The following is a 19,634-nucleotide window of genomic DNA, read 5'->3' as shown; positions in this document are numbered from 1 at the left end:
ACCGCCGCATCACCGCAAGCCTTGACGCACAGACCCCGGGCGTCAGGACCACACGACTTCTCCGTCCGCGGACGATCCCGCCGGAATATCCGGAAGCTTGCGTGTGCTCGCCCCCAGGCATCGACGAAACCGCTGTGACCGCGCCGGGTCGTATCGCGTCCCCTGAAGACTCACGGTTGCCCGCCCTGTCATCAGGCTGATCGCGCCGGCGCTACCGCGTCCACCGCCACCCGGCCCGCATCTCGTGACGATCGCGAAGCGCCCCTTTGGCAGGGCCGGGATGAGGCGCATATGCCACAAATCCGAAATTCGGGAAAGTGGAATATTTTTGCGCGTTGGGCTTGACCGGGTGTTTTGCCCGACGCCTCTCAAGGAACCGCCGTCAGCTCCGTTTGTCGTGTACATCGCGGAAACGCGCCCCATCATCGCAAATGACCCAAGCGGCCTAGCGGACCAGCGTTCCCTAGTTCCAAACCTTTACCTCTGCGACTGCCCAAGGGAAACCTGAATTTCAAGCCTTGCAGTCACCGACTGTTAGGAAGGCTAAGATAAACCGCAGGATGTGGGAATGGACCCCGGCAAGGCGTCAATCGTGATCGAGCGACTGACAGGGGAGTGTGATGGCTGTCGTCGATCAATGCGATTGCCCCGACAAGACAGGCAGGGCGTCGTCGGGACAATTGGGTGCCGATACCTGGATTCAACCCTCAACTGCAGCCATACTCGTTTGGCTGGGATTGCTTGCGATGGAGATCATCGCAGTCCTGGCGCTGTGCGACTTCAGGCTCTTCTTCACGCTCGACGATGCGTATATCCACCTTGCGGTCGCCGACCAGATCCTGTCCGGCGGATATGGGATCAACGCCGGGGAATATTCATCGCCTAGCTCATCGATCATCTGGCCATATTGTCTGGCTCTGACCGAAGCGCTTCATCTCGGTGCATTTGGTCCGTTGTTGATCAACGCTGCAGCCGCAGGTGCGGCGATCTTGGCTATCACACGCCTCTTGGAGGCGAATGGCCTGTTCGATGGTGTGGGCGAGCTTCCGTTCGCTTGCGTGATCGCGCTGCTCCTCATCTTCAGTGTCAGCGCCGTCGCGCTGCCCATGACCGGCATGGAGCACAGTATTCACGTCTGGGCCTCAATCGTGACCTTTGCTGGTCTCGTGGCGGCTGCGCGCGGGTTCGCACCAACATCACTCCATTTCCTCGCCCTGGTGCTGCTTCCGCTCATCCGCTTCGAAGGGATCGCATTCGCCGGTGCCGCAATCGCGGCGTTCACGCTGCTGGACCAGCGCCGCTTCGCGGCCGGCGCAGCGCTAGTCATTGTCGTCACTCTATCGGGCTATGCCGTTCTCATGGCCTCGCGTGGCCTGCCGTTGCTGCCGAGCTCCGTCTTGTTGAAAGGCTATCTGACGACTCTTGATCAGCCCGCGAGCGAGCTACCCGCTATCGTCAGAAACATGCTGCGGAGCGTGATGACGTCGTATGGATTGCGGCTCATCGCACTCGGTCTCGCTGTTGCCTGGTGCGCCAGTCTGCTACGCGCCGATCGCAAGGTACTGATCGTCCTTCTGGCTGTTCTTGTTGCCGCCGGAGCCCATCTGGTGTGCGGTCAATACGGTTGGTTCAATCGGTATGAGGTATACATCATGGCTCTCGCGGCAGCCGCGTTGCTGTGGGGCATCGCACAACTCAAGCCACGGCTCTCTGCGCTGCAATGGTCTCGTGTGAAGGTCGGCGTGGTCTTCGGGCTCGGCACCGCGGCGATTCCCTACATGACAGCGGCAGTGGTCTCGCCGCTAGGCGCAAGCGATATCTACGAGCAGCAATACCAGATGGCTCGTTTCGCCCAATCGTTTTACAGAGATGCGGTTGGGGTCAACGATCTCGGCTTGGTTGCATATCGCAATACCAACTATACGCTCGATCTCTGGGGCCTTGGTTCGGAGCAGGTGCGCAAGGCGAGAATGGCGGGAGATTATGGGCCGGCAGAGATGGCGGCCCTTGCCCACGATCACGACGTCGGTCTCGTCATGATTTACGAGGGCTGGTTCGAGAAAGGCGTGCCATCGAGCTGGACGAAGGTCGCCGTGCTCCAAACGAGAAGCGTAACCTTGTCGCGTCAGAACGTCGATTTCTACCGCACGCCGCTGGCCGATGCGGCGGCGGTTGACGCCGCGCTTCGGGCCTTCAAGGCAACGCTCCCGTCGCGGGACAGGCTGGATATCATCACGCCGTAGCGTGATCTAAGGAGGTGCGAGGCATCGCTAGAGAGATCATCCGCAGGACGGAGTGGGGCCTGCCGATCAAGCCCGTTCGCCTGAAACTTCTCACCTCCAGCGTCGTTGAACCGTGGCTGAGGACAGGCCATGCCGATCAAGGACCAGATCAAGAATCTCGCCAAGAAGCTCGTGGAGGAGCATCCCGATGCGGCAACGCTGCGGGCGCTGGTGCGGGCCCGGAAGCCGGCAGCCATCCGTTTTCGCGACGATGGCATCGTGCCGAACAATCCGCGTTTTCCGGTGTTGCTCTATCGCGGCGCGGTCAATCTGAAGTCCAGGCGCTATCCCCCTGAGGTCATCATCGACACGCTGTTCGATACAAACGGCTGGGGCCGGTCGTGGCGGGACACCGTGTATGACTTCGTCCATTATCATTCGCAGGTCCACGAAGTGATGGGCGTGGCGCGCGGCACGGCCAGGCTTGAGTGCGGCGGGGTCAAGGGACGCGTCCTCCGCGTGAAAGCCGGCGACGTTCTGGTGCTGCCCGCCGGCACCGGACACAGGCTGATCGAGTCCAGCCGGGACTTTGGGGTCGTCGGAGCGTATCCGCAGGACGGGACGTACGACGAGTGCACCGACACGCGCGAGCGTCCCGATGCCGTCAAGCGCATCGCCAAGGTCCGCAGGCCGAAGACGGATCCCGTCCTCGGCCGCGGTGGTCCGCTGTTCACATCATGGCGGACCGCGCGGCCGCGATCGTGACGCGAGGGAGAGCGGTCCGCTCACCCATCCTCTGCGCTCGCCCTCCGCGCTCAGGTCAGATAGTCGGGCGTGAAATCGGCAAGCCTGCGCAATTCTTCAGGCTGCAGCAGCTCGATCTCGCTGCCCTCCCATGCGATCAACCCGCGATGCCGTAGTTCTTGAATGGTGCGGTTGACGTGCACGATCGACAGGCCACAGGCATCGGCGACGTGGCGCTGCGTCATCGGCATCTGGAAACAGGCGTCCTTGAGAAGGCCGACGATCTCCAGCCGCGCCGCGAGCTCGCAGATCAGATGCGCGACCTTCGGCAGGGCCGCCTGCGCGCCGAGGCGGGCGATCCATTGCCGCGAGATCGCCGCATCGATCAGCGTCTCGCGCCAGAACGCGCGGGTCAGATGGATAGAGCCGTCGAGCAGCTGACGGAGCTGGCTGTGCCCGACGTAGCCGACGATGGTCGGGCCGAGGCCGACGAGATCCGCATCCATCGGCGTGACCAGGAGCGTGTGCAGGCAGGGCATGTCGCCGGGAACGTGGAACGCGAGGATCTGGCTGCGATCGCCGACGATGCGGGCCTGGTAGAGAAAGCCGCTGACGACGAAGACGCAGCGCGAGGCGGCCTCGCCCTGACGCAGCACGATCTCGCCGTCCGCGACCTGGCGTAGCGTGGACGGCAGGCCCGCGATCTGCTGGCGTTCGTCCTCGGACAGGCCTTCGATGGCCTGGAGACGCGCGATGAACTTCGGATGCGGCATGAGTCTCGTGGCGCGCTTCAGCCCTCTCGCGGCGCGTCGATGAAGCGCCGCGAGAGCTTTGCGATGGTCCAGTCGGAGACCTCAGTGCTGCGGAACTCGCGGATGGCGTGGGCGAGTTCCTGATCCGACATCGGATGCGCCGGCTCGCGCAGCGTGCCGTTCTTGAAGGCATCGCTGATGCAGTCGAGGTGTTCGCTGGTATCGGATGCGAACAGGCCGCGGATGCGCTCCAGGATCGTCGTAGGACTCATGAGAAGGGCGGGCTCGGTTGGTGGTCGAGGTGATGGTGTGAGTGCGACCCGAATGATCGCAAACGGATTAGCAACCAGTGCGTCCGTCTCGCGTTCTAGTCCGCTGAACCAGGGCCAGAAGTATCATTTGATAGATCCGGCGCGATTTTTGGTGGTCTCATGGAAAAAGCCCACGACGTGCTGATCCGGAACCTGAGCGAGCACACCGCGCTCACCGGGGAGGATCTCGACGAGATCCGCGCGCTCACCTTCACGCAGCGCGATGTCGCGCCCAACGAGGATTTCATCCGCCAGGGCGAGGAGCCTGAACATTCGGCGCTGGTCGTCTCCGGCATGGTGGCGCGTTACCATCTGCTCGGCAGCGGGGGACGGCAATATCTCGCGTTCCATATCTCCGGTGACCTCCCGGACTCCCAGGGGCTGTTCATCGACCAGATGGACCATGGGCTCTCCGCGCTCGGGCACGCCTCGGTCGCCTTCATCCCGCATCGCGAATTGTTCATAGCCTTCCGGCGCCGGCCCACTTTCGCGCTCTCGGTCTGGCGCGAGACGCTGCTCGATGCCTCGATCTTTCGCGAGGCCATCACCAACAACAGCGCCCGGCCGATGCAGGCGCGTATGGCGCACCTGTTCTGCGAACTGTTCTACCGCGCCCGCGCCGCGCAGCTCGTCCGCGGCAATCGCTTCCGCCTGCCCATCAGCCTGGTGCAGCTCGGCGAGACGCTCGGCATGGCGATCGCGACCGTGAACCGGACGCTCGCTGACCTCAGGCGGGGCGGCACCATGGATCTGCGCGACGGGGAGCTCATCGTCCTGAAATGGCGCGAGCTGCAGCGGCTCGGCGATTTCAGCCCGGCCTATCTGCATCTGAAACGCCAGTCGCCACCGGAGGGGTGAGGCCGCAAAGATGCTAGAGCATAATCCGGAAAAGTGCGCAGCGGTTTTCCGAAAAGATCATGATTGAACAACAACCTAAAGCGGGATGACGATGCATCCTGATCGCATCGCGCTTTAGCCATCGGCAGGTGACGCTCCGCCCAGCACCTCGTCAAAGTGCTTCCTCACCCAATCATTGCAGCAGCAGGCTCTGGCTTCGAGCGCTGTCCCGTCGAGGATCAGGATGGCGCCGCGGCGGGTCGCGAGGATGCGCCTTGCCTTGAACATCTGGATGACGCGGCTGGCATAGCTGCGGGAGACGCCGAGCATGCCGGCGAGCTGCTCGTGGGTGAGGGGGATCTCGGCGCCGCCGATACTCTCCTTCGCGGAGATGATCCACCGGGCGGCGCGCTGCTCGATCGAATGCGCCGCGTTGCAGGCCGCCGTCTGCAGCAGCTGCGCGAATTGGCAGTCGGCGTAGCGCGAAAAGACCTCGTGGAGCGTGGCTGACCGCTGCTGTGCCTGCTCAAGCGCGCGCAGCGGCAGACGGACGAGGCTGCCGCCCAGCTTCACGACGATGCGTGAATAAGCCAGCGAAGGGTTGCGGCCTGCGGCAATGCCCACCGCACCCTCGCGGCCCACCAGCAGGCTTTCGACCTCGCGATCGTCCTCGACCGGCACGGCGAACGACACGAGTGCGGGACCGCAGGGAAAATGCACCGCCGCCACGTCGTCGCCGGCGTGATGCAGAACGTGGCTCGCCGCGAGTTCGACCGGCTGAAGGTGAGGCGCGAGCAATTCGAAATCCTGGTGGGTGAGCTGCCGGAGCAGATCGTTCGGGGGCCGACCGGTCACAGTTGCGTCTCTGGGCTGGCCGGGAATCGGCGCCAGCCAGAACCCTACGTTTCCATGGCGGAACCGACGGTTCCAAAGTGCACACAAGCGGCCGTTGCATAGTTGAGATGCTGGCGCGCGGTCTTTGCGGACTTCCGGAAGGTTGGGAGCGAGGCTGCATGCGTGCGCTGCCCGGCAGCGTTGATCTGGCGAGGTCTGTTCAGGAGTGAACATAGCGGGCTTGCGGATTGGCGTAGCGTGTGGCGCCGAGCGCCGTACTTCGTGCGCTTTGCCCGAGGACCGCTGGCCTCAATCCGCCAAAACGCCGCCGGGCCGGCGGCCCGAGGGGCGGCGAAGATCATCAGCCGAAGCGTGCTTCGCGATCCCACGAGGATCGGCGCATCGCCGCGTGCGCGCGATAGGCGTCGATCGCCTTGTTGGCGAGCATCAGCTGCCGGCGTTCGCCGGTTTTGAGCTGACCTTCGATGGCGTCGAGAATGACGTTGGCGCTCTCGTCTGGCGGGCCGAGCTCGCCGCTCTGCTCCAGGCAGCTCCAGGCGATGAAGAATGCGCTTTCGACGGTGCAGCGAATGGACATGCGCTGCCAACGCGGCGGGGCCGCAGGCGTTCCGTCACGCGGGCCCAACTTGCGTCGGGCCCGCTGCGCGCGGCTCAGTTCTTCAGCACGATGCGGCCGACGACCTTGCCGGCACGAAGCTGGTCGATCCATTTCTGGACATCGCCCATCGGCTCCTCGCGCATCGGCGTCGGCTTGATCTTGCCGGCGCGCGCCAGCGCCATCAGCTCCTGGGCCTCGTTGAGCGTTCCGACCATGAAACCCTCGATGGTCATGCGCTTGTAGACCCATTGCACCATCGGCAATGTGAACTGGCCGCCCATCAGGCCGGAGACCACGATCTTGCCGCCGCGCGCGGCGACCGCGACCGCGAAGGCCATCGACTTCTCGTTGCCGGCGAAATCGACGATCTCGTCGAAGCCGCCTTCGGTCTCCTTCAGGATGCGCTTGATCACGTCGGGCTCGGACGGATCATAGGCATTGGCGGCGCCGTTGTTCAGCGCGGTCTCGCGCGCGGCCGGCGAGAGGTCGGCGACCGTGATCGGCTGCTTGAACATCGCCTGCGCGAACGACAGGCCCATCATGCCGACGCCGCCGAGACCGATCAGCAGCAGGTTGCGTTGGCGCGGGCGGTCGACCAGGCGCTTGAGCGCGCCATAGGCGGTGACGCCGGAGCACATCAAGGTCGCGGCCTGGTTGACGGGCAGGGGATCGTAGTCGAGCAGATATTTCGCGTCGGGCACCAGCACGTGGGTGGCGAAGCCGCCATCGATGGAGACGCCGAGGAAGCGCTGCTTCACGCAGAGATTCTCGTCGCCATTGGCGCAGTCGCGGCACTGGCCGCAGCCGATCCAGGGGAAGACGGCCTTCTTCGCGCCAATGAGGCCGGCCGGCACGTCGGGGCCGACTTCGTCGACGACACCTGCGATCTCGTGGCCGAGCGTGAAGGGCAGCGTCATGCCGCGCGTGGTGTCGAGCTTCTTGCCGCCGCCGAGATCGGCGTAGCCGTCCTGGATGTGCAGGTCGGAATGGCAGAGGCCGCAACGCTCGATGCGCACCAGCACTTCGGCGCCTTTCGGCTTGGGCGTGTCGACGATGGTCTCGCACAGCGGCGCATCGAACTTGACCAGGGACTGCCGACGCATCAACGCCATATTTCTTCCTCCGAAATTATCTCATTGTTTGAGCATGATCTCGTTCGGAAAACCGCTTCACACTTTTCCGGATCATGCTTCTTCGGTTCGTATATTGGCCAATTCACAGGCCATGGCAACAAAGCCGGATATCGGAATGGTCTCCGCGCGACGCGTCGCATCGACGCCGGCGGCGGCGGCGAGCCGCGCCGGATCGGCGCCGAGCGATTTCAGGCTCTGCCGCAACATTTTCCGGCGCTGACCGAAGGCGGCGGCGGCGACCTGTTCGAGCAGCCTGCGATCGCAAGGGAGAGGCTCGGCGCGCGGCGTGAGGCGCACGACGGAGGAGGTGACCTTCGGCGGCGGCACGAAGGCGGACGGCGCAATGTCGAACAGGATCTTGGTCTCGCAGCGCCAATTGGCGAGCACGCCGAGCCGGCCATAGGCCTCCTCGTCCTCGCGCGCGACGATGCGCTCGCCGACCTCGCGCTGGAACATCAGCACCATCATATCGTACCAGGGCGGCCAGGGCTCGGTGGTGAGCCAGCCGATCAGGAGCTGGGTCGCGATGTTGTAGGGCAGGTTGGCGACGATCTTCGCGCGTTCGCCATTGAGCAGCGGGCGGGGATCGAAGGTCATGGCATCGCCATGCACGATCTCGAGCCTGTCAGGATAGCGCGCGGAAATATCCTGCAAGGCCGGGATCGCCCGCTCGTCATGCTCGATGGCGATGACGCGCTTCGCGCCGAGCGCAAGCAGCGCGCGTGTCAGCCCGCCCGGGCCGGGGCCGATCTCGACGATCGTGGAATCGTCGAGCGGTGCTGCGGCGCGCGCGATGCGGGCGGTGAGATTGAGGTCGAGCAGGAAATTCTGGCCGAGCGATTTGCGCGCCGACAGCGCGTGCTGGCGAATGACCTCGCGGAGCGGCGGGAGGTCGTCGATCGCGCTCATCGGCTTTGCGAAGCCGCCATGCGGCTGGCCAGCTGAAGCGCCGCGATCAGGCTGGCCGGATTGGCCTTGCCGGTGCCGGCGATGTCGAAGGCGGTGCCGTGATCGGGTGAGGTGCGGATGAAGGGCAGGCCGAGCGTGACGTTGACGGCGTCGTCGAAGGCGACGGTCTTGATCGGGATCAGCGCCTGGTCGTGATACATGCAGATTGCGCAGTCATAGGTGCTGCGCGCGGCCTCGTGGAACATGGTGTCGGCGGGCAGCGGCCCCCTGGTCTCGATGCCGTCGCCACGCAACACCTTAAGCGCCGGGGCGATGATCGTCTGCTCCTCGTGACCGAGCGAGCCGTCCTCGCCGGCATGCGGATTGAGGCCGGAGACCGCGATACGCGGCTGCGCGATGCCGAAGCGCGATTTCAGCTCGGCTGCGACGATGCGCACGGTCGAGACGATCAGCTCGCTGGTGAGCTCTGCCAGCGCATCGCGAATCGAGACGTGGATGGTCACGGGCACCACGGCAAGCCGAGGCGACCACAGCATCATCACCGGCTGCGGCACGCGGCCGCCTTCCGCGGCGAGCTCGGCGAGGAATTCGGTGTGGCCGGGATGACGGAAGCCTGAGCGGTAGAGCACGCTCTTGGCGATCGGATTGGTGACGACGGCGCCGGCGCGGCCCTCGCGGACATCGGTGACCGCCTGCCGGATCGAGGCGAGCGCGGCCGGCGCGCTCGATGCGTCGGGCTTGCCGGGCTCGGCGGTCGCGCGCTCGCCGGTGGCGACCACGGGGAGGGCATCGGTGAAGGCGGAAGCGGACTCGCCGGGGCTCACCGCCGCGGTCCTGACGTCGGCCCCCAGCGCGGCGGCGAGCGCCTTGGCGCGCCGGGCGATCAGCGCCTCGTCGCCGAGCAGATAGAAGGCGGGCAGGTTCAGTTCACGGCGCCGGAGCCAGGCTGCGATCGTGATGTCGGGGCCGATGCCGGCGGGCTCTCCCAGGGTCAGGGCAAGGGGAAGGCTATGCGGTTTGGCTGCGCGATTGGCCATCAGCGGTTGCGATATTCGATCATCGCCGCCTTGCGGAGCTCGTCGAGATAGGCCTTCTGGGTCTTCTCGTACTTCTCCTGATACATCTTCTCGCGGACCTCGCGCTTCTTCGGCGTGTCGATCATGGTCGGCTTGCGCGAGCACAGCACCACCATCTCGATGCCGTTCTTGGTCATCTCGGGCGCGGTCAAATGGCCGATCGGGGTGTCGTCGAGCACCTTGCGCAGCGCTTCCGGCAGCTCTGCGGTAGTCTTGGTGACGCTGTCGCGGATGGTGGCGTTCGGCGTCGAGCGGAACAGCGAGTTGGCTTCCTCGCAGCTTCCGACGCGCGCGCGATAGCTCTCGGCTTCCTTCTTGCGTGTTTCCAGGAACGCCGCGGACGAGCCGCGCGGCACGATCAGCACGATCGGCTGCATCTTGTATTCGGTGCCTTCGATCTGGAGCTTGTCGCCGGTCTGGGCCTGCACGGCCTGCGCGACGTCGCGCTCGCCGACCAGCAGCTTCTCCTTGAAGCGGCCGCGCACCAGGCTGGTCCAGACCATCTCGGCCTTCATGCGGCCCTTCAGCGTCTCGGGACGGACGCCTTTGGATTCGAGCGACTTGGTGAGCTGGTCCGGCGTGATGCGCATGCGCTGCGCCATGCCTTCGTAGGACTGGTTGATGTCGGAGATGCCGGGGTCGACCCCGTACTTCTTGCCCTCCTTCATCTTCACCTTGTCGTCGATCAGCTCGTTGATGACCTCCTGCCGGCTCGGGGTCTTCTGCGTCGTCAGCTGGTCGAGCTTGGAGCGCTGCTCGATGTCGAAATCGGTGATCGGGTCGCCGTTGACCATGACGACGATGTTCTGCGCGCGCGACGGCGAGGGCAGTCCGGTCAGGACCAGTCCGGCAGCGATGGCGAGGAGGAGGCGGAAGACGGGCAATGGGGTCGTCATGATTGTCGCTCGCATGTCAGCCGCGTCGAGCCTGTGATGGGGGCAAGCGCGGCCGGCACTTCAAACCGTTCACTGGAGGCCGGCGGAACTGCTGGTCGTCGACGAGGTCGCCAGCGTGCGCAGGCCGATCTGGAACATGAACGCATGGCTCAGCACGGGCGGCGCGGTGCCCGCCGAATAGCTATACGAAGTTACGTAGTTCGCCGCCAGCACGAAGCAATCGTCGACATAGCCGGCACCAAGCACATACTGGTTGATCTTGTTGGCCTCGAGGTCCCACCGCGCCGAGCCCGACACCACCCAGTTGGTCGCAACCTTTATGGAGCCCGAGGTCAGGATGCCCTCGCGGCGGGTCAGATAGCCAAGCTCCGGCTGCGCCGCGTAACTGCCGTACAGCACGCTGACCGCCCAGCGATTGAAGTTGGCGCGGCCTTCCGCCTCGAAGCGCTGCACGTTCCAGGTCTGCTCGTCCATGCGGGAGCGGACGCTGAACGTGTAGGTGCTGTTGGGCGAGTAGCTGGCGCTCGCGACGTAATCGGAACGCGGCTTGTCCAGGCCGGAATTGAGGCCGGTATTGATGGGGTCCTGGACCGCGAACGAGTTCATGCCGAACAGCTGGTAGGACTGGCCGAACAGGGCCTTGACGGCGCCGCCCTTGTCGAACTGCGTGGTGGACTGCACGCCGACATTGGCGCGGCCGCCGCCCTCGACGCGGTCGTAGCCGGAGAACTTGTCGACGCTGAACAGGTTCGAGGCGTCGAACACCATGCTCTGGGCGTCCTCGTTCGGGAGCTTGCCTGCATAGGTCTCGTTCGGCCGGATGATGATCTGCGCGATCGGCTCGACGGTGGTCGAGCCCCAGGGCTGAACGTTGATGAAGGGGTAGCGGTATTCCAGGCCCACGGTCGGCATCAGGCGGAACGCCTGGGTGTCGCCGATGGGAAGATAGTTCGACACGCCCGGCTGGTTGGAGACCGAGGAGTTGATCGCGTCGGCGCGCAGGCTGGCGAACGGCGTCCAGATCTGGCCGAGCGGATCGGTAAAGGATTTGCGCCACTGCGCCTCGGCCGTGAGGCGGGTGTAGGTGCCGGGGAAGCCGCGCAGCAGGCACTGTGACGGCGTGCGGGCGAGCGGATCGGCCGACGCCGTCGTGCACAGGCTGTTGGTGTTCGCGATCGTGGTGATCGGATCGAACACCGCCTGGTCACGCGACAGGTTCACGAAATTGGTCTTGTAGCTGAACTCGCCGCCGAACACCGGGTAGTTGAGCACGTTGGAGTAGTCGATCACCGGATAGACGATCGGCACCTGGCTCTGGTTACCCGAATAGCTCAGCCAGTACATCGTGCGCGCGTCGAAGAAGCTGCGGTTGCCGACGCCGGTCAGATAGAGCTGCGACAGCGCCTCCGTCGGCAGCAGCAGGAACGAGCCGAGCGGATCGCGGTACTGGTAGAGCCGGTAGTCCGAGAAGAAATAGTAGTCGGACATCAGGACGCCGTCCCAACCCCAGACCCATTTGTCGTTCAGCGCGAACTGACCCTTGGTGTCGACGGCGCCGCGGAACTGCTTGTCGCCCGGCTGCCCGGCAAACGCGCCGGGATCGAGCTGGTCGATGCCATAGGCGCGGATCTGGTAGGCGCCGTCGATCAGGCGCTGCCGGAATTCTCCCTGCAGCAGCACGCCTTGCCGCGACAAGAAGCGGGGGTTGATGGTCGCGTCCATGTCGGGCGCGATCGCCCAATAATAGGGAACCTCGACGCCATAACCCGTGTTCGACGTGCCGGAAACATAGCCCGGCATCAGGAAGCCGCTCTTGCGCTTCACGGTCGGGTCGGGCGTCGAGAAATAGGGCATGTAGGCGAGCGGCACACCGAAGAATTCGATCTGCGCCGTCTCGAAATACAGCATCTTCTCCTGCTGGTCGTGGATGATGCGCGCACCCTTGACCTGCCACAGCGGCGGCTTTTTCGGATCGTCCTTACACGGCGCGCAGGCCGTGTAGACGCCGTTCTCGAACACCGTGTAATTGCCGCTGGAGCGGTCGGCGCGGCTCGCGGCCATGCGGGTCTGGTCGGCGGTGTCCACACGCAGCGAATCGACGAAACCGTCGCGGTAATCGTCGGAGAGATCCATGATCTCGGCATAGGTGATCTTGCCGTCAGCATCCGTCATGCGGATGTTGCCTTCGGCATGCAGCCGCTTGGTCTTCTGGTCGTAGATGACCTTGTCGGCCTCGACGCTGGTGCCGTTGTAGAACAGCTGGACGTTACCGACCGCGGAGACGCGCGAATTGTTGTAGTCGTAGTCGACCTCGGTCGCCTGAACCAGCATCTGGTTGTCGTTGGCTGCTTTCGGCGGCTTCGGACGCGGCGGCAGCGGATTATAGGTGAAGCTCTGGGCCGAGGCGGGGGCCACGGCGGCAACATCGATCAGCGCGCCGAGCGATGCCACGGCAGCGACAGCCATCATGAGCCTGCGAAGAGACAAGCCGGACCCGTTCGCGCGCATCACGATGCGGCGCGTCAAACGAGACACGGGTCCTCGATGGACGGCAGTCACTAACCGTCCTCCTGGTACAACAAGGCCAAAAAGCCGGTGAGGCCGCCCACCACTACGGGCAACCACGCCGCAGCGATCGGATGCATCAACTCAGCCTTGCTCAAGTCTTCAGTCACTTTCGACAGAACGTAGAGCAGAAAGCCTGCGCCCACGCCACTCAAAACCATCTTCTGCACGCCGCCCATCCGGAAGAAGCGCAACGACACGGAGGCCGCGAGCATCACCATGGCCGCAAGCAAAAACGGCTGTGCCAGAAGCTTTTGATACTGGAGTCGGTATCCGGCTGTCGCGAAGCCTGAGCTTTCGGATGAGCGGATGTAGCTCGGTAGTTGCCAAAAGGACACAGTCTCGGGGGTGGAAAAGCTGTTGCGGACCTGCGCCTCGGTGAGCGTCGTTGGAATCTCCAAGGTGGCCTGGTCGATCGGCGGGGAGTCCAGCGAGAAGCGGCGAACGGATTTGAACAGCCAATGGCCGGACTCCAGTGTCGCCTCGCGCGCCTCGATCCGCTCCTTGAAGTGACTGTCTGTGTCAAAGCGGAACAGCGTCAGGCCGGTGAGTCGGACGCCCTGCTGCTCGCTGCGCGCGGCGTTGATGATGGTCTGGCCGTCGCTGGTCACCTGATTGAGCCAGAAGCCGGAGGCGTCCTGGATGCCGCCGCCGGGCGCCGAGCCGAACAGCTCGGCTTCCATGCGCTTGGAGAGCTCGCGCAGATTCGCCGACATGGGATTGTAGGCGACGGTTGCGATCACCCCGATCAGGAGCGCGCTGCCGAGCGCCGGTGAGATGAACTGCCATGCGGAGATGCCGGCGGCGCGCGCAACCACGAGCTCGAGCCGGCGGGAGAGGGCGAGATAGCAGGTCATGGCGCCGATCAGCATGCAGAACGGCGTCAGCTTCTCCAGCAGTTGCGGCACCCTGAACAGCGAGGTCTCGGCCACCATGAGTGCCGAGGCGGACGCCAGCCCCGAGGTCTTGCGCACCATCTCGATGTAGTCGACCAGCACCAGCAGCAGGAAAATGCCCAAGAACACGCCGAGCGCCGCGACCACGAAGCGGCCGGCGAAATAGCGTCCGAGTGTGTTGGTGAGCATGCTCATGCGGTGGCCGGCCGTCCGAACAGCCGCGCGATGCGCGCGTTCGACCTGTTGATGGCCTCCATGAGGCCAGGGGGCGGCTCGACCACAACGCCGCGGATGATCATCCACAGCCCGACGCCGATGGCGCCCATGACCATCGCATATTGCACCAGCACCGGGCTCGGCGACTTCACCGCCATCACCGAGCAGGCAAAGCCGGCCATGCGCAGGCCAAACACCGCAACGACCGAAGTGCCGATCGAGAAATTACGGCTCTGGCGGGTGGTGCGGGGCGCACCGAGGAAAGCGAAGGTCAGCACGGCGAAGGCGAAGGGATAGATCGGCGCGAGCAGGCTGTCATGCAGGGCCGAGCGGAACTGGCCGGGAATCTGCTTGTAGACGGGGTCGTTATCGGACGGCGCAAGCAGCTCCCAGAGATAGCGCTCGCGGATGCCGAGGGTGACGTCGCGGCCCTGGTTGGAGAACTTCGACATGTCGAAGCCGTAGCGGCCGAAGGCCACCAGCGCGGGATCGCGCTTGCCCGCCTCGAAGCGCTGGAGATTGCCGGTCTCCAGCACCAGGAACGAGCCGGTCTCGTTCTTCACGACCTCGCCGTGCTCGGCGACGATCGAGACGCGCTCGTTCGGATCGCGGCGGTCGTCGATGAAGATGCCGGCAAGGATGCCGCCGGGCTGGCGTTCGCGAATCCGGATCGTGAGGTTCTTGTCGAGCTGGGCGAAGCGGCCGGGCTGCAGGATGTTGGTGAGCACGTCCGCGGTGATCTCGGCATCCCACTGCTTGATCCGCCGCATGCCGTCGGGGGCGAGATAGGCCGCTATGAACGCAACCAGCAGCGCCACCACGCAGGTGGCGTAAAAGAACGGATAGAACAGCCGGAACGGCGACAGGCCGGCGGCATTCATCACGATGATCTCGGAATCGGTCGCGAGCTTGTTCAGCGTGTGCGAGATCGCGATCATCAGCGCGATCGGCGAGATGATCAGGACCAGGGCCGGCACGACGAGGCTGGTGATGCCCAGGAAAGTGAGGATGGTCTGACCCTGGCTCGTCATCAGGTCGATGCCGCGCAACGCCTGCGTAATCCAGATCACGCCAGTGAGGCTGACCAGGATCAGCGCAAACGACGCCAGCGTCGTGCGGAAGATATACCTATCGATCGACCCCATGCGCTACCGCACGAATCCCACCAAGTCCCCAATGTCGGCCGAAACTCCGCTGTCCAACCAATCCCCGATCAGGGGATCCCCAAGGTTGGCCAGCGCCTCTTCCGCCAGCTCACTCTCTCACTACCATCCCTTTGATCCGTCAACAAAATGGCTGCCCCGTGGCACCCTCAATATATGGTTAATATTTCGCTCGTTGTGACCTTGAGGCCACGGGGGGTGCTTGGCATCTGCCGGGGCGCTGGCCCATAGTGCAGATGGCTCAGTGAATCGCCGTTCATGTCCGGCCCTGGCCAGGGACCGTGAGCAGCAAAAAGACCAAGTTTTTTGAAGGAGTTACCCATGTCCGATGCCATCAAGGTCGGCTTTGTCCCGTTGTCTGCCGCCGCCCGTGGCATCATGGTCGTGTTCTGCGACGACAGTCTGAAGGTTGGTCCGGCGACGGCCAAGGCGCTGGGCGGCGCTATCGAACTCGTGAAGCGTGCGGCCGCCGCCGCCGCCTTCAAGGGCAAGAGCGGGGCAGCGCTCGACATCCTGGCGCCGGAAGGGGTCAAGGCCACCCGTCTGCTCGTGATCGGCGCCGGCAAGGCGGCCGGCCTGAAGGCGAACGATTTCCTCAAATTCGGTGGTGTGGCGGCGGGCAAGCTTGCCGCCGGGGCGGCCGCCATGACGATCATGGCGGAACTGCCCAGTGGCGCGATGACGAGCGAGCAGGCGGTCGCGATCGCCTCGGGCCTGCGCCTGCGCGCCTACAAGTTCGACCGCTACAAGACGAAGAAGAAGGACGGCGAGGAGGGCGGCTCGCGCGCCGACATCTCGCTGGCGGTCGGCGATGCCGCTGCCGCGAAGAAGGCGTTTGCCTCGGCCGGCCACGTCGTCGACGGCGTGATCATCGCGCGCGACCTCGTCAACGAGCCGCCGAACGTGCTCTTCCCCGAGGAATTCGCTCGCCGCGCCAGTCAGCTCCGCAAGCTCGGCGTCAAGGTCGAGGTGCTCGACGTCAGGGCGATGCAGAAGCTCGGCATGGGCGCGCTGCTCGGCGTCGGCCAGGGCTCGGCGCGGCCGAGCCGCACCGTGATCATGCGCTGGGACGGCGGCAAGAAGGGCGAGGCGCCCGTGAGCTTCGTCGGCAAGGGCGTCTGCTTCGACACCGGCGGCATCTCGATCAAGCCAGCCGGCAGCATGGAGGACATGAAGGGCGACATGGGAGGCGCGGCCTGCGTCGTCGGCCTGATGCACGCGCTTGCCGCGCGCAAGGCCAAGGTCAATGTGGTCGGCGCCATCGGCCTCGTCGAGAACATGCCCGACGGCAATGCGCAGCGGCCGGGCGACATCGTCACCTCGATGTCGGGCCAGACCATCGAGATCATCAACACCGACGCGGAAGGCCGCCTCGTGCTGGCCGACGTGCTCTGGTACGTCGCCAAGAAGGTGAAGCCGAAATTCATGGTGGATCTGGCGACACTGACCGGCGCGATCGTGGTCGCGCTCGGCACCGAGCATGCCGGCATGTTCTCCAACAATGATGAGCTCGCCGAACGCCTGCTGGCGGCCGGCATCGAGAGCGGCGACAAGGTCTGGCGCATGCCGCTCGGTCCCGAATACGACAAGCTGATCGATTCCCAGTTCGCCGACATGAAGAACACCGGCGGTCGCCATGGCGGCTCGATCACCGCCGCGCAGTTCCTGCAGCGTTTCGTCGATGGCACGCCCTGGGCCCATCTCGACATCGCCGGCACCGCCATGGGCGCGCCGAAGACCGACATCAACCAGAGCTGGGCAAGCGGCTATGGCGTCCGCCTGCTCGACCGTCTCGTCGCCGACCATTACGAGCGCAAATGATCTGAGATGACCGAAGTCCTGTTCTATCATCTGCAAAACATGACGGTGGAGAACGTGTTGCCGCCGCTTCTCGAGAAATCGCTCGAGCGCGGATGGCGCGTCGTGGTGCAGTCGACCTCGGAAGAGCGCGCCGATGCGCTCGACGCGCATTTATGGACCTACCGCGACGATTCCTTCCTGCCGCATGCGACATGGCGCGTGAACGATGCCGCCGATCAGCCGATCGTGCTGGCGATCGAGGAGGGCAATCCCAACGGCGCCCATGTCCGATTCCTGGTCGACAATGCGGCCTTGCCGCAGGACGCGCAGGGTTATGCGCGCATGGTGCTGCTGTTCAACGGCGACGATCCGGATGCACTCGCGCTTGCCCGCAGCGCCTGGACGGATTGCAAGGAGCGGGGATTTGATGTCACCTATTGGCAGGCCGACGAGCGGGGCCGGTGGCAGCGTCGGAATTAGGGGTCCTTCGCAATTAATGATAATTTGCACTTTTCGGGCGATGCTGGCTTTTGTCACCTTCGTGCCGCAAAGTGATGTTGGGACAATCGCTTAGGGCTGGTCCTTCACGCGGGGAATTTGGTTTATCGTGCGACATCAAAAGCTTCCCAGGTCGCTTCTTGTTGCTTTGGCTGCCGCGGCTCCGCTGCTCGCCGGCTGCTCGGGCGCGTCCGATCTGCTGTCGAAGGACGCACAATGGTTCAACACGCCGAGCCGGCTGTTCATCAAGAACATCTCGATCGAATCCCCGCCGCTGACCCCCGACAAGCCGGTCGGAGCTGAGGATCTCGTCAGCGCTGACGGCGCCTGTCCCGGCATGGCGCCGCCTCCCGGGCCGGCCGATGCCAACGCATCGACGACGGCTCCGGCGCCGATGGGCGGTACGGTCGCGCTGGGCCATACCGAATGCGACGTGGTGCGCGGCATCGGCGCGCCATCGAACATCAATCTCTCCAATGACGCCGCCGGTCGCCGCGTTGCCGTCGTCACTTGGGCCACGGGACCGCGCGCCGGCATCTACACCTTCACGGCTGGACGTCTGTCGTCAATCGAGGGCAATCCCGATCCGCAGCCAACACCGAGGGCGGTGAAGCCGAAGAAGAAGCACGCGTAGGCGGGACCGCCTGCGAGCGTGGCGGACCCGATCGAAAGCCGGGTTTGCGCGCGCCGTCAGAGCACCGGCAAGCGATCGGGCTGGCGAACGCGGAACCGGCTCTTCATCTTGAAGCCGTCGCGCATATTGAGGCCGAGAAGAGCGATGTTCATCGCGCCGGCCAACAATTCGAGAGTCTGTACCGCATAGAACGTGGTGTCGAACTCCGCGGCCTTCGCCTTGAACGCAAGAAACAACGCGGCAGGAATGAGAAGCAGGATGCCGTTGCCGGCGATGAACGGCATGCGCTTGATCTTCGCGCCGATCACGCCACCACGTCGTCCCTTTGCCAGGAAAAATCCTGAGCCTCCCGTCACCGCCAACGCCGGAACCAGCAACAGGAAGCCCCAGGGTATGGCCATTTTCACCGTGGCTATGCTCGCGTGCGACGCAAATAGCTCGGTGAGAGCCGTGGAGAGCCAGAAGGTCGCAATCGTCGTCAGCGCGACCGCGCCCGCGACTGGGTGGATGATCCTGGTCATCGGGGTCCTGCCGTTTCGAAGCGCGCTATGCCACACAGATGCCGGGCACGGCGACCTTTTCGAACAGGTGCGGAGAGGCGACGGCAGATGAGGGATAGGCCGCGATTTTCGATCTGAACTCAGGATGCGTGAATGCAGCCCGGAAGTGGGCCGTCGATTCCCAGACGGCATAGTTCAGATATGTCGGGCTATCGCCGATCGCGCGGTGAAGCTGGGTGGCAATGAAGCCCGGCTGCCGCTTCATGAAGGCTGCATCGTCCTGCCAAACCTGGAGGAAGCTCTGCTCGTCGGTCTTGTCGAGCGTGAACACATTCACGAGCACCACGGGGCTGGTGTCGATGCCAAGCTGACGTTCGATGGGAAAGTCAGGATCCAGGGGACGCAGGTGCGTCATGGGTGGGCTCCGTTCGTTGTGGTATTATGATGTCAATATGGTACTATGAGCAATGTACTGATTTGACATTATGATGTCAATAACAGTTTATGGTGACGGATGCCGAAATCCTTGCGAACGCCGGCCGGTGATGCGCTGTCGAACCTCGTGCTTGACCTGTTCCGGCTGAATAGCCTGCTCTTGACCGCAGGGGACCGCTTGGTCGCCCGGCTCGGGCTCACGAGCGCTCGCTGGCAGATTCTCGGCGCCATCGTGCACGCGGAGCGCCCCCAGCCGGTGGCTTGGCTTGCCCGCGATCTGGGGGCCAATCGCCAGAACGTGCAGCGGATCGTCAATGACCTGCACGCGGAAGGCCTCGTTGCTTTCGAGGCGAACCCGCATCACCGCCGGGCGCAGCTTGTCGTCCTGACCGACAAGGGGCGGCGCGCTTTCGAGGCCGCCATGGCTTTGCAGGCGCCGTGGGTCAACGGCCTTTCGGAGGGGCTTACGGTCAAGGACCTGCAAACCGTTCATCGCGTCGTTGCCGACCTGCGGACGAAGCTCGAGAACGAGACAGAGAGCCAGACCTAGCGCAGGGCGAGCGGGCGGAATTGACGGCAGCTCTTCGCGACATG

The 19,634-nt window shown here is 64.4% G+C and carries 20 protein-coding genes; 7 read left to right on the top strand and 13 right to left on the bottom strand.

All coding sequences use genetic code 11. From position 1 onward, the window contains the following. Positions 1 to 620: 620 nt before the first annotated feature. Together GGD61_RS27325 and GGD61_RS27320 are read left to right on the top strand one after the other, a co-directional pair. Entirely contained in the window at positions 621 to 2,243 is a 1,623-nt protein-coding gene (locus tag GGD61_RS27325; protein WP_244550606.1) for a hypothetical protein, read from the top strand. 129 nt (positions 2,244 to 2,372) lie between these two features. Continuing rightward, positions 2,373 to 2,987, top strand: a complete 615-nt coding sequence (locus GGD61_RS27320; protein ID WP_092252907.1) for a cupin domain-containing protein — start codon at positions 2,373 to 2,375, stop codon at positions 2,985 to 2,987. 50 nt (positions 2,988 to 3,037) lie between these two features. On the opposite strand, the gene GGD61_RS27315 is transcribed toward GGD61_RS27320, so the two are convergent. Together GGD61_RS27315 and GGD61_RS27310 are read right to left on the bottom strand one after the other, a co-directional pair. Then, entirely contained in the window at positions 3,038 to 3,739 is a 702-nt protein-coding gene (locus GGD61_RS27315; protein WP_092252909.1) for a Crp/Fnr family transcriptional regulator, read from the bottom strand. 17 nt (positions 3,740 to 3,756) lie between these two features. Further along, positions 3,757 to 3,990 carry a hypothetical protein gene (locus GGD61_RS27310; RefSeq protein ID WP_092252911.1) on the bottom strand — a complete coding sequence of 78 codons (234 nt, stop codon included), beginning with the start codon at positions 3,988 to 3,990 and terminating at the stop codon, positions 3,757 to 3,759. Between the two features lie 159 nt (positions 3,991 to 4,149). Between GGD61_RS27310 and GGD61_RS27305 the strand changes: the two genes are divergently transcribed. Further along, a complete protein-coding gene (locus GGD61_RS27305; RefSeq protein ID WP_018317561.1) occupies positions 4,150 to 4,887 on the top strand; it encodes a Crp/Fnr family transcriptional regulator in 738 nt (245 codons plus the stop codon). Positions 4,888 to 5,001: 114 nt separating this feature from the next. Here the strand turns inward: GGD61_RS27305 and GGD61_RS27300 are convergent, their stop codons facing one another. From GGD61_RS27300 to lptF, 9 genes are all read right to left on the bottom strand, one after another. Then, positions 5,002 to 5,721 carry a Crp/Fnr family transcriptional regulator gene (locus GGD61_RS27300; protein ID WP_183231594.1) on the bottom strand — a complete coding sequence of 240 codons (720 nt, stop codon included), beginning with the start codon at positions 5,719 to 5,721 and terminating at the stop codon, positions 5,002 to 5,004. Positions 5,722 to 6,061: 340 nt separating this feature from the next. Further along, positions 6,062 to 6,298, bottom strand: a complete 237-nt coding sequence (locus GGD61_RS27295) for a hypothetical protein (RefSeq protein ID WP_092252915.1) — start codon at positions 6,296 to 6,298, stop codon at positions 6,062 to 6,064. A gap of 74 nt (positions 6,299 to 6,372) precedes the next feature. Then, entirely contained in the window at positions 6,373 to 7,431 is a 1,059-nt protein-coding gene (locus GGD61_RS27290) for an alcohol dehydrogenase (RefSeq protein WP_092252917.1), read from the bottom strand. 72 nt (positions 7,432 to 7,503) lie between these two features. Next, a complete protein-coding gene (rsmA, locus tag GGD61_RS27285; protein WP_092252919.1) occupies positions 7,504 to 8,361 on the bottom strand; it encodes a 16S rRNA (adenine(1518)-N(6)/adenine(1519)-N(6))-dimethyltransferase RsmA in 858 nt (285 codons plus the stop codon). Beyond that, the gene (gene pdxA / locus GGD61_RS27280) at positions 8,358 to 9,398 is read right to left on the bottom strand and encodes a 4-hydroxythreonine-4-phosphate dehydrogenase PdxA (protein ID WP_092252921.1); all 1,041 of its coding nucleotides are present in this window, start codon (positions 9,396 to 9,398) and stop codon (positions 8,358 to 8,360) included. The genes rsmA and pdxA overlap by 4 nt, the downstream gene beginning before the upstream one ends. Next, on the bottom strand, positions 9,398 to 10,333 hold the full coding sequence (locus tag GGD61_RS27275) for a SurA N-terminal domain-containing protein (RefSeq protein ID WP_177236934.1): 936 nt from the start codon (positions 10,331 to 10,333) through the stop codon (positions 9,398 to 9,400). The genes pdxA and GGD61_RS27275 overlap by 1 nt, the downstream gene beginning before the upstream one ends. A 69-nt stretch (positions 10,334 to 10,402) precedes the next feature. Beyond that, on the bottom strand, positions 10,403 to 12,892 hold the full coding sequence (locus GGD61_RS27270; protein ID WP_026201870.1) for an LPS-assembly protein LptD: 2,490 nt from the start codon (positions 12,890 to 12,892) through the stop codon (positions 10,403 to 10,405). Continuing rightward, positions 12,892 to 13,989: an LPS export ABC transporter permease LptG gene (lptG, locus tag GGD61_RS27265; RefSeq protein ID WP_018317553.1), complete on the bottom strand. Its 1,098-nt coding sequence runs from the start codon at positions 13,987 to 13,989 to the stop codon at positions 12,892 to 12,894. The genes GGD61_RS27270 and lptG overlap by 1 nt, the downstream gene beginning before the upstream one ends. Beyond that, complete coding sequence (gene lptF / locus GGD61_RS27260; protein WP_092252926.1) at positions 13,986 to 15,155, bottom strand: LPS export ABC transporter permease LptF; 1,170 nt, start codon at positions 15,153 to 15,155, stop codon at positions 13,986 to 13,988. The genes lptG and lptF overlap by 4 nt, the downstream gene beginning before the upstream one ends. A gap of 339 nt (positions 15,156 to 15,494) precedes the next feature. Here lptF and GGD61_RS27255 point away from each other — a divergent pair, with 339 nt between their 5' ends. The 3 genes from GGD61_RS27255 (at position 15,495) to GGD61_RS27245 (ending at position 18,105) form a co-directional block, all read left to right on the top strand. After that, positions 15,495 to 16,994, top strand: coding sequence for a leucyl aminopeptidase (locus tag GGD61_RS27255; RefSeq protein WP_092252928.1), 1,500 nt, complete (start codon positions 15,495 to 15,497; stop codon positions 16,992 to 16,994). Between the two features lie 6 nt (positions 16,995 to 17,000). Next, entirely contained in the window at positions 17,001 to 17,453 is a 453-nt protein-coding gene (locus GGD61_RS27250; protein WP_018317550.1) for a DNA polymerase III subunit chi, read from the top strand. Between the two features lie 166 nt (positions 17,454 to 17,619). Further along, positions 17,620 to 18,105 (top strand): hypothetical protein, encoded by a 486-nt coding sequence (locus GGD61_RS27245; RefSeq protein WP_177236944.1) that lies wholly within the window; start codon positions 17,620 to 17,622, stop codon positions 18,103 to 18,105. Positions 18,106 to 18,161: 56 nt separating this feature from the next. Here GGD61_RS27245 and GGD61_RS27240 read toward each other — a convergent pair whose 3' ends face one another. Both GGD61_RS27240 and GGD61_RS27235 read right to left on the bottom strand, forming a co-directional pair. Next, on the bottom strand, positions 18,162 to 18,626 hold the full coding sequence (locus GGD61_RS27240) for a hypothetical protein (RefSeq protein WP_092252932.1): 465 nt from the start codon (positions 18,624 to 18,626) through the stop codon (positions 18,162 to 18,164). Between the two features lie 25 nt (positions 18,627 to 18,651). Further along, entirely contained in the window at positions 18,652 to 19,020 is a 369-nt protein-coding gene (locus GGD61_RS27235) for an antibiotic biosynthesis monooxygenase (RefSeq protein WP_092252934.1), read from the bottom strand. Between the two features lie 99 nt (positions 19,021 to 19,119). On the opposite strand from GGD61_RS27235, the gene GGD61_RS27230 reads away from it, so the two are divergent. After that, positions 19,120 to 19,590 carry a MarR family winged helix-turn-helix transcriptional regulator gene (locus tag GGD61_RS27230; protein WP_092252936.1) on the top strand — a complete coding sequence of 157 codons (471 nt, stop codon included), beginning with the start codon at positions 19,120 to 19,122 and terminating at the stop codon, positions 19,588 to 19,590. The last annotated feature ends 44 nt before the right edge of the window (positions 19,591 to 19,634 follow it).

Source organism: Bradyrhizobium sp. SBR1B (genome assembly GCF_014198205.1).
Taxonomy (GTDB): domain Bacteria; phylum Pseudomonadota; class Alphaproteobacteria; order Rhizobiales; family Xanthobacteraceae; genus Bradyrhizobium.
This window is presented reverse-complemented; position numbering and strand designations above follow the sequence as displayed.

Bases quoted from the DNA above. Each gene is read 5' to 3' on its own strand.
- GGD61_RS27325 (WP_244550606.1), top strand. From the start codon at position 621: ATGGCTGTCGTCGATCAATGCGATTGCCCCGACAAGACAGGCAGGGCG.
- GGD61_RS27320 (WP_092252907.1), top strand. From the start codon at position 2,373: ATGCCGATCAAGGACCAGATCAAGAATCTCGCCAAGAAGCTCGTGGAG.
- GGD61_RS27235 (WP_092252934.1), bottom strand. From the start codon at position 19,020: ATGACGCACCTGCGTCCCCTGGATCCTGACTTTCCCATCGAACGTCAG.
- GGD61_RS27230 (WP_092252936.1), top strand. From the start codon at position 19,120: ATGCCGAAATCCTTGCGAACGCCGGCCGGTGATGCGCTGTCGAACCTC.
- GGD61_RS27275 (WP_177236934.1), bottom strand. From the start codon at position 10,333: ATGACGACCCCATTGCCCGTCTTCCGCCTCCTCCTCGCCATCGCTGCC.
- GGD61_RS27255 (WP_092252928.1), top strand. From the start codon at position 15,495: ATGTCCGATGCCATCAAGGTCGGCTTTGTCCCGTTGTCTGCCGCCGCC.
- lptG (WP_018317553.1), bottom strand. From the start codon at position 13,989: ATGAGCATGCTCACCAACACACTCGGACGCTATTTCGCCGGCCGCTTC.
- pdxA (WP_092252921.1), bottom strand. From the start codon at position 9,398: ATGGCCAATCGCGCAGCCAAACCGCATAGCCTTCCCCTTGCCCTGACC.
- GGD61_RS27315 (WP_092252909.1), bottom strand. From the start codon at position 3,739: ATGCCGCATCCGAAGTTCATCGCGCGTCTCCAGGCCATCGAAGGCCTG.
- GGD61_RS27290 (WP_092252917.1), bottom strand. From the start codon at position 7,431: ATGGCGTTGATGCGTCGGCAGTCCCTGGTCAAGTTCGATGCGCCGCTG.
- GGD61_RS27305 (WP_018317561.1), top strand. From the start codon at position 4,150: ATGGAAAAAGCCCACGACGTGCTGATCCGGAACCTGAGCGAGCACACC.
- lptF (WP_092252926.1), bottom strand. From the start codon at position 15,155: ATGGGGTCGATCGATAGGTATATCTTCCGCACGACGCTGGCGTCGTTT.
- GGD61_RS27295 (WP_092252915.1), bottom strand. From the start codon at position 6,298: ATGTCCATTCGCTGCACCGTCGAAAGCGCATTCTTCATCGCCTGGAGC.
- GGD61_RS27250 (WP_018317550.1), top strand. From the start codon at position 17,001: ATGACCGAAGTCCTGTTCTATCATCTGCAAAACATGACGGTGGAGAAC.
- GGD61_RS27310 (WP_092252911.1), bottom strand. From the start codon at position 3,990: ATGAGTCCTACGACGATCCTGGAGCGCATCCGCGGCCTGTTCGCATCC.
- rsmA (WP_092252919.1), bottom strand. From the start codon at position 8,361: ATGAGCGCGATCGACGACCTCCCGCCGCTCCGCGAGGTCATTCGCCAG.
- GGD61_RS27240 (WP_092252932.1), bottom strand. From the start codon at position 18,626: ATGACCAGGATCATCCACCCAGTCGCGGGCGCGGTCGCGCTGACGACG.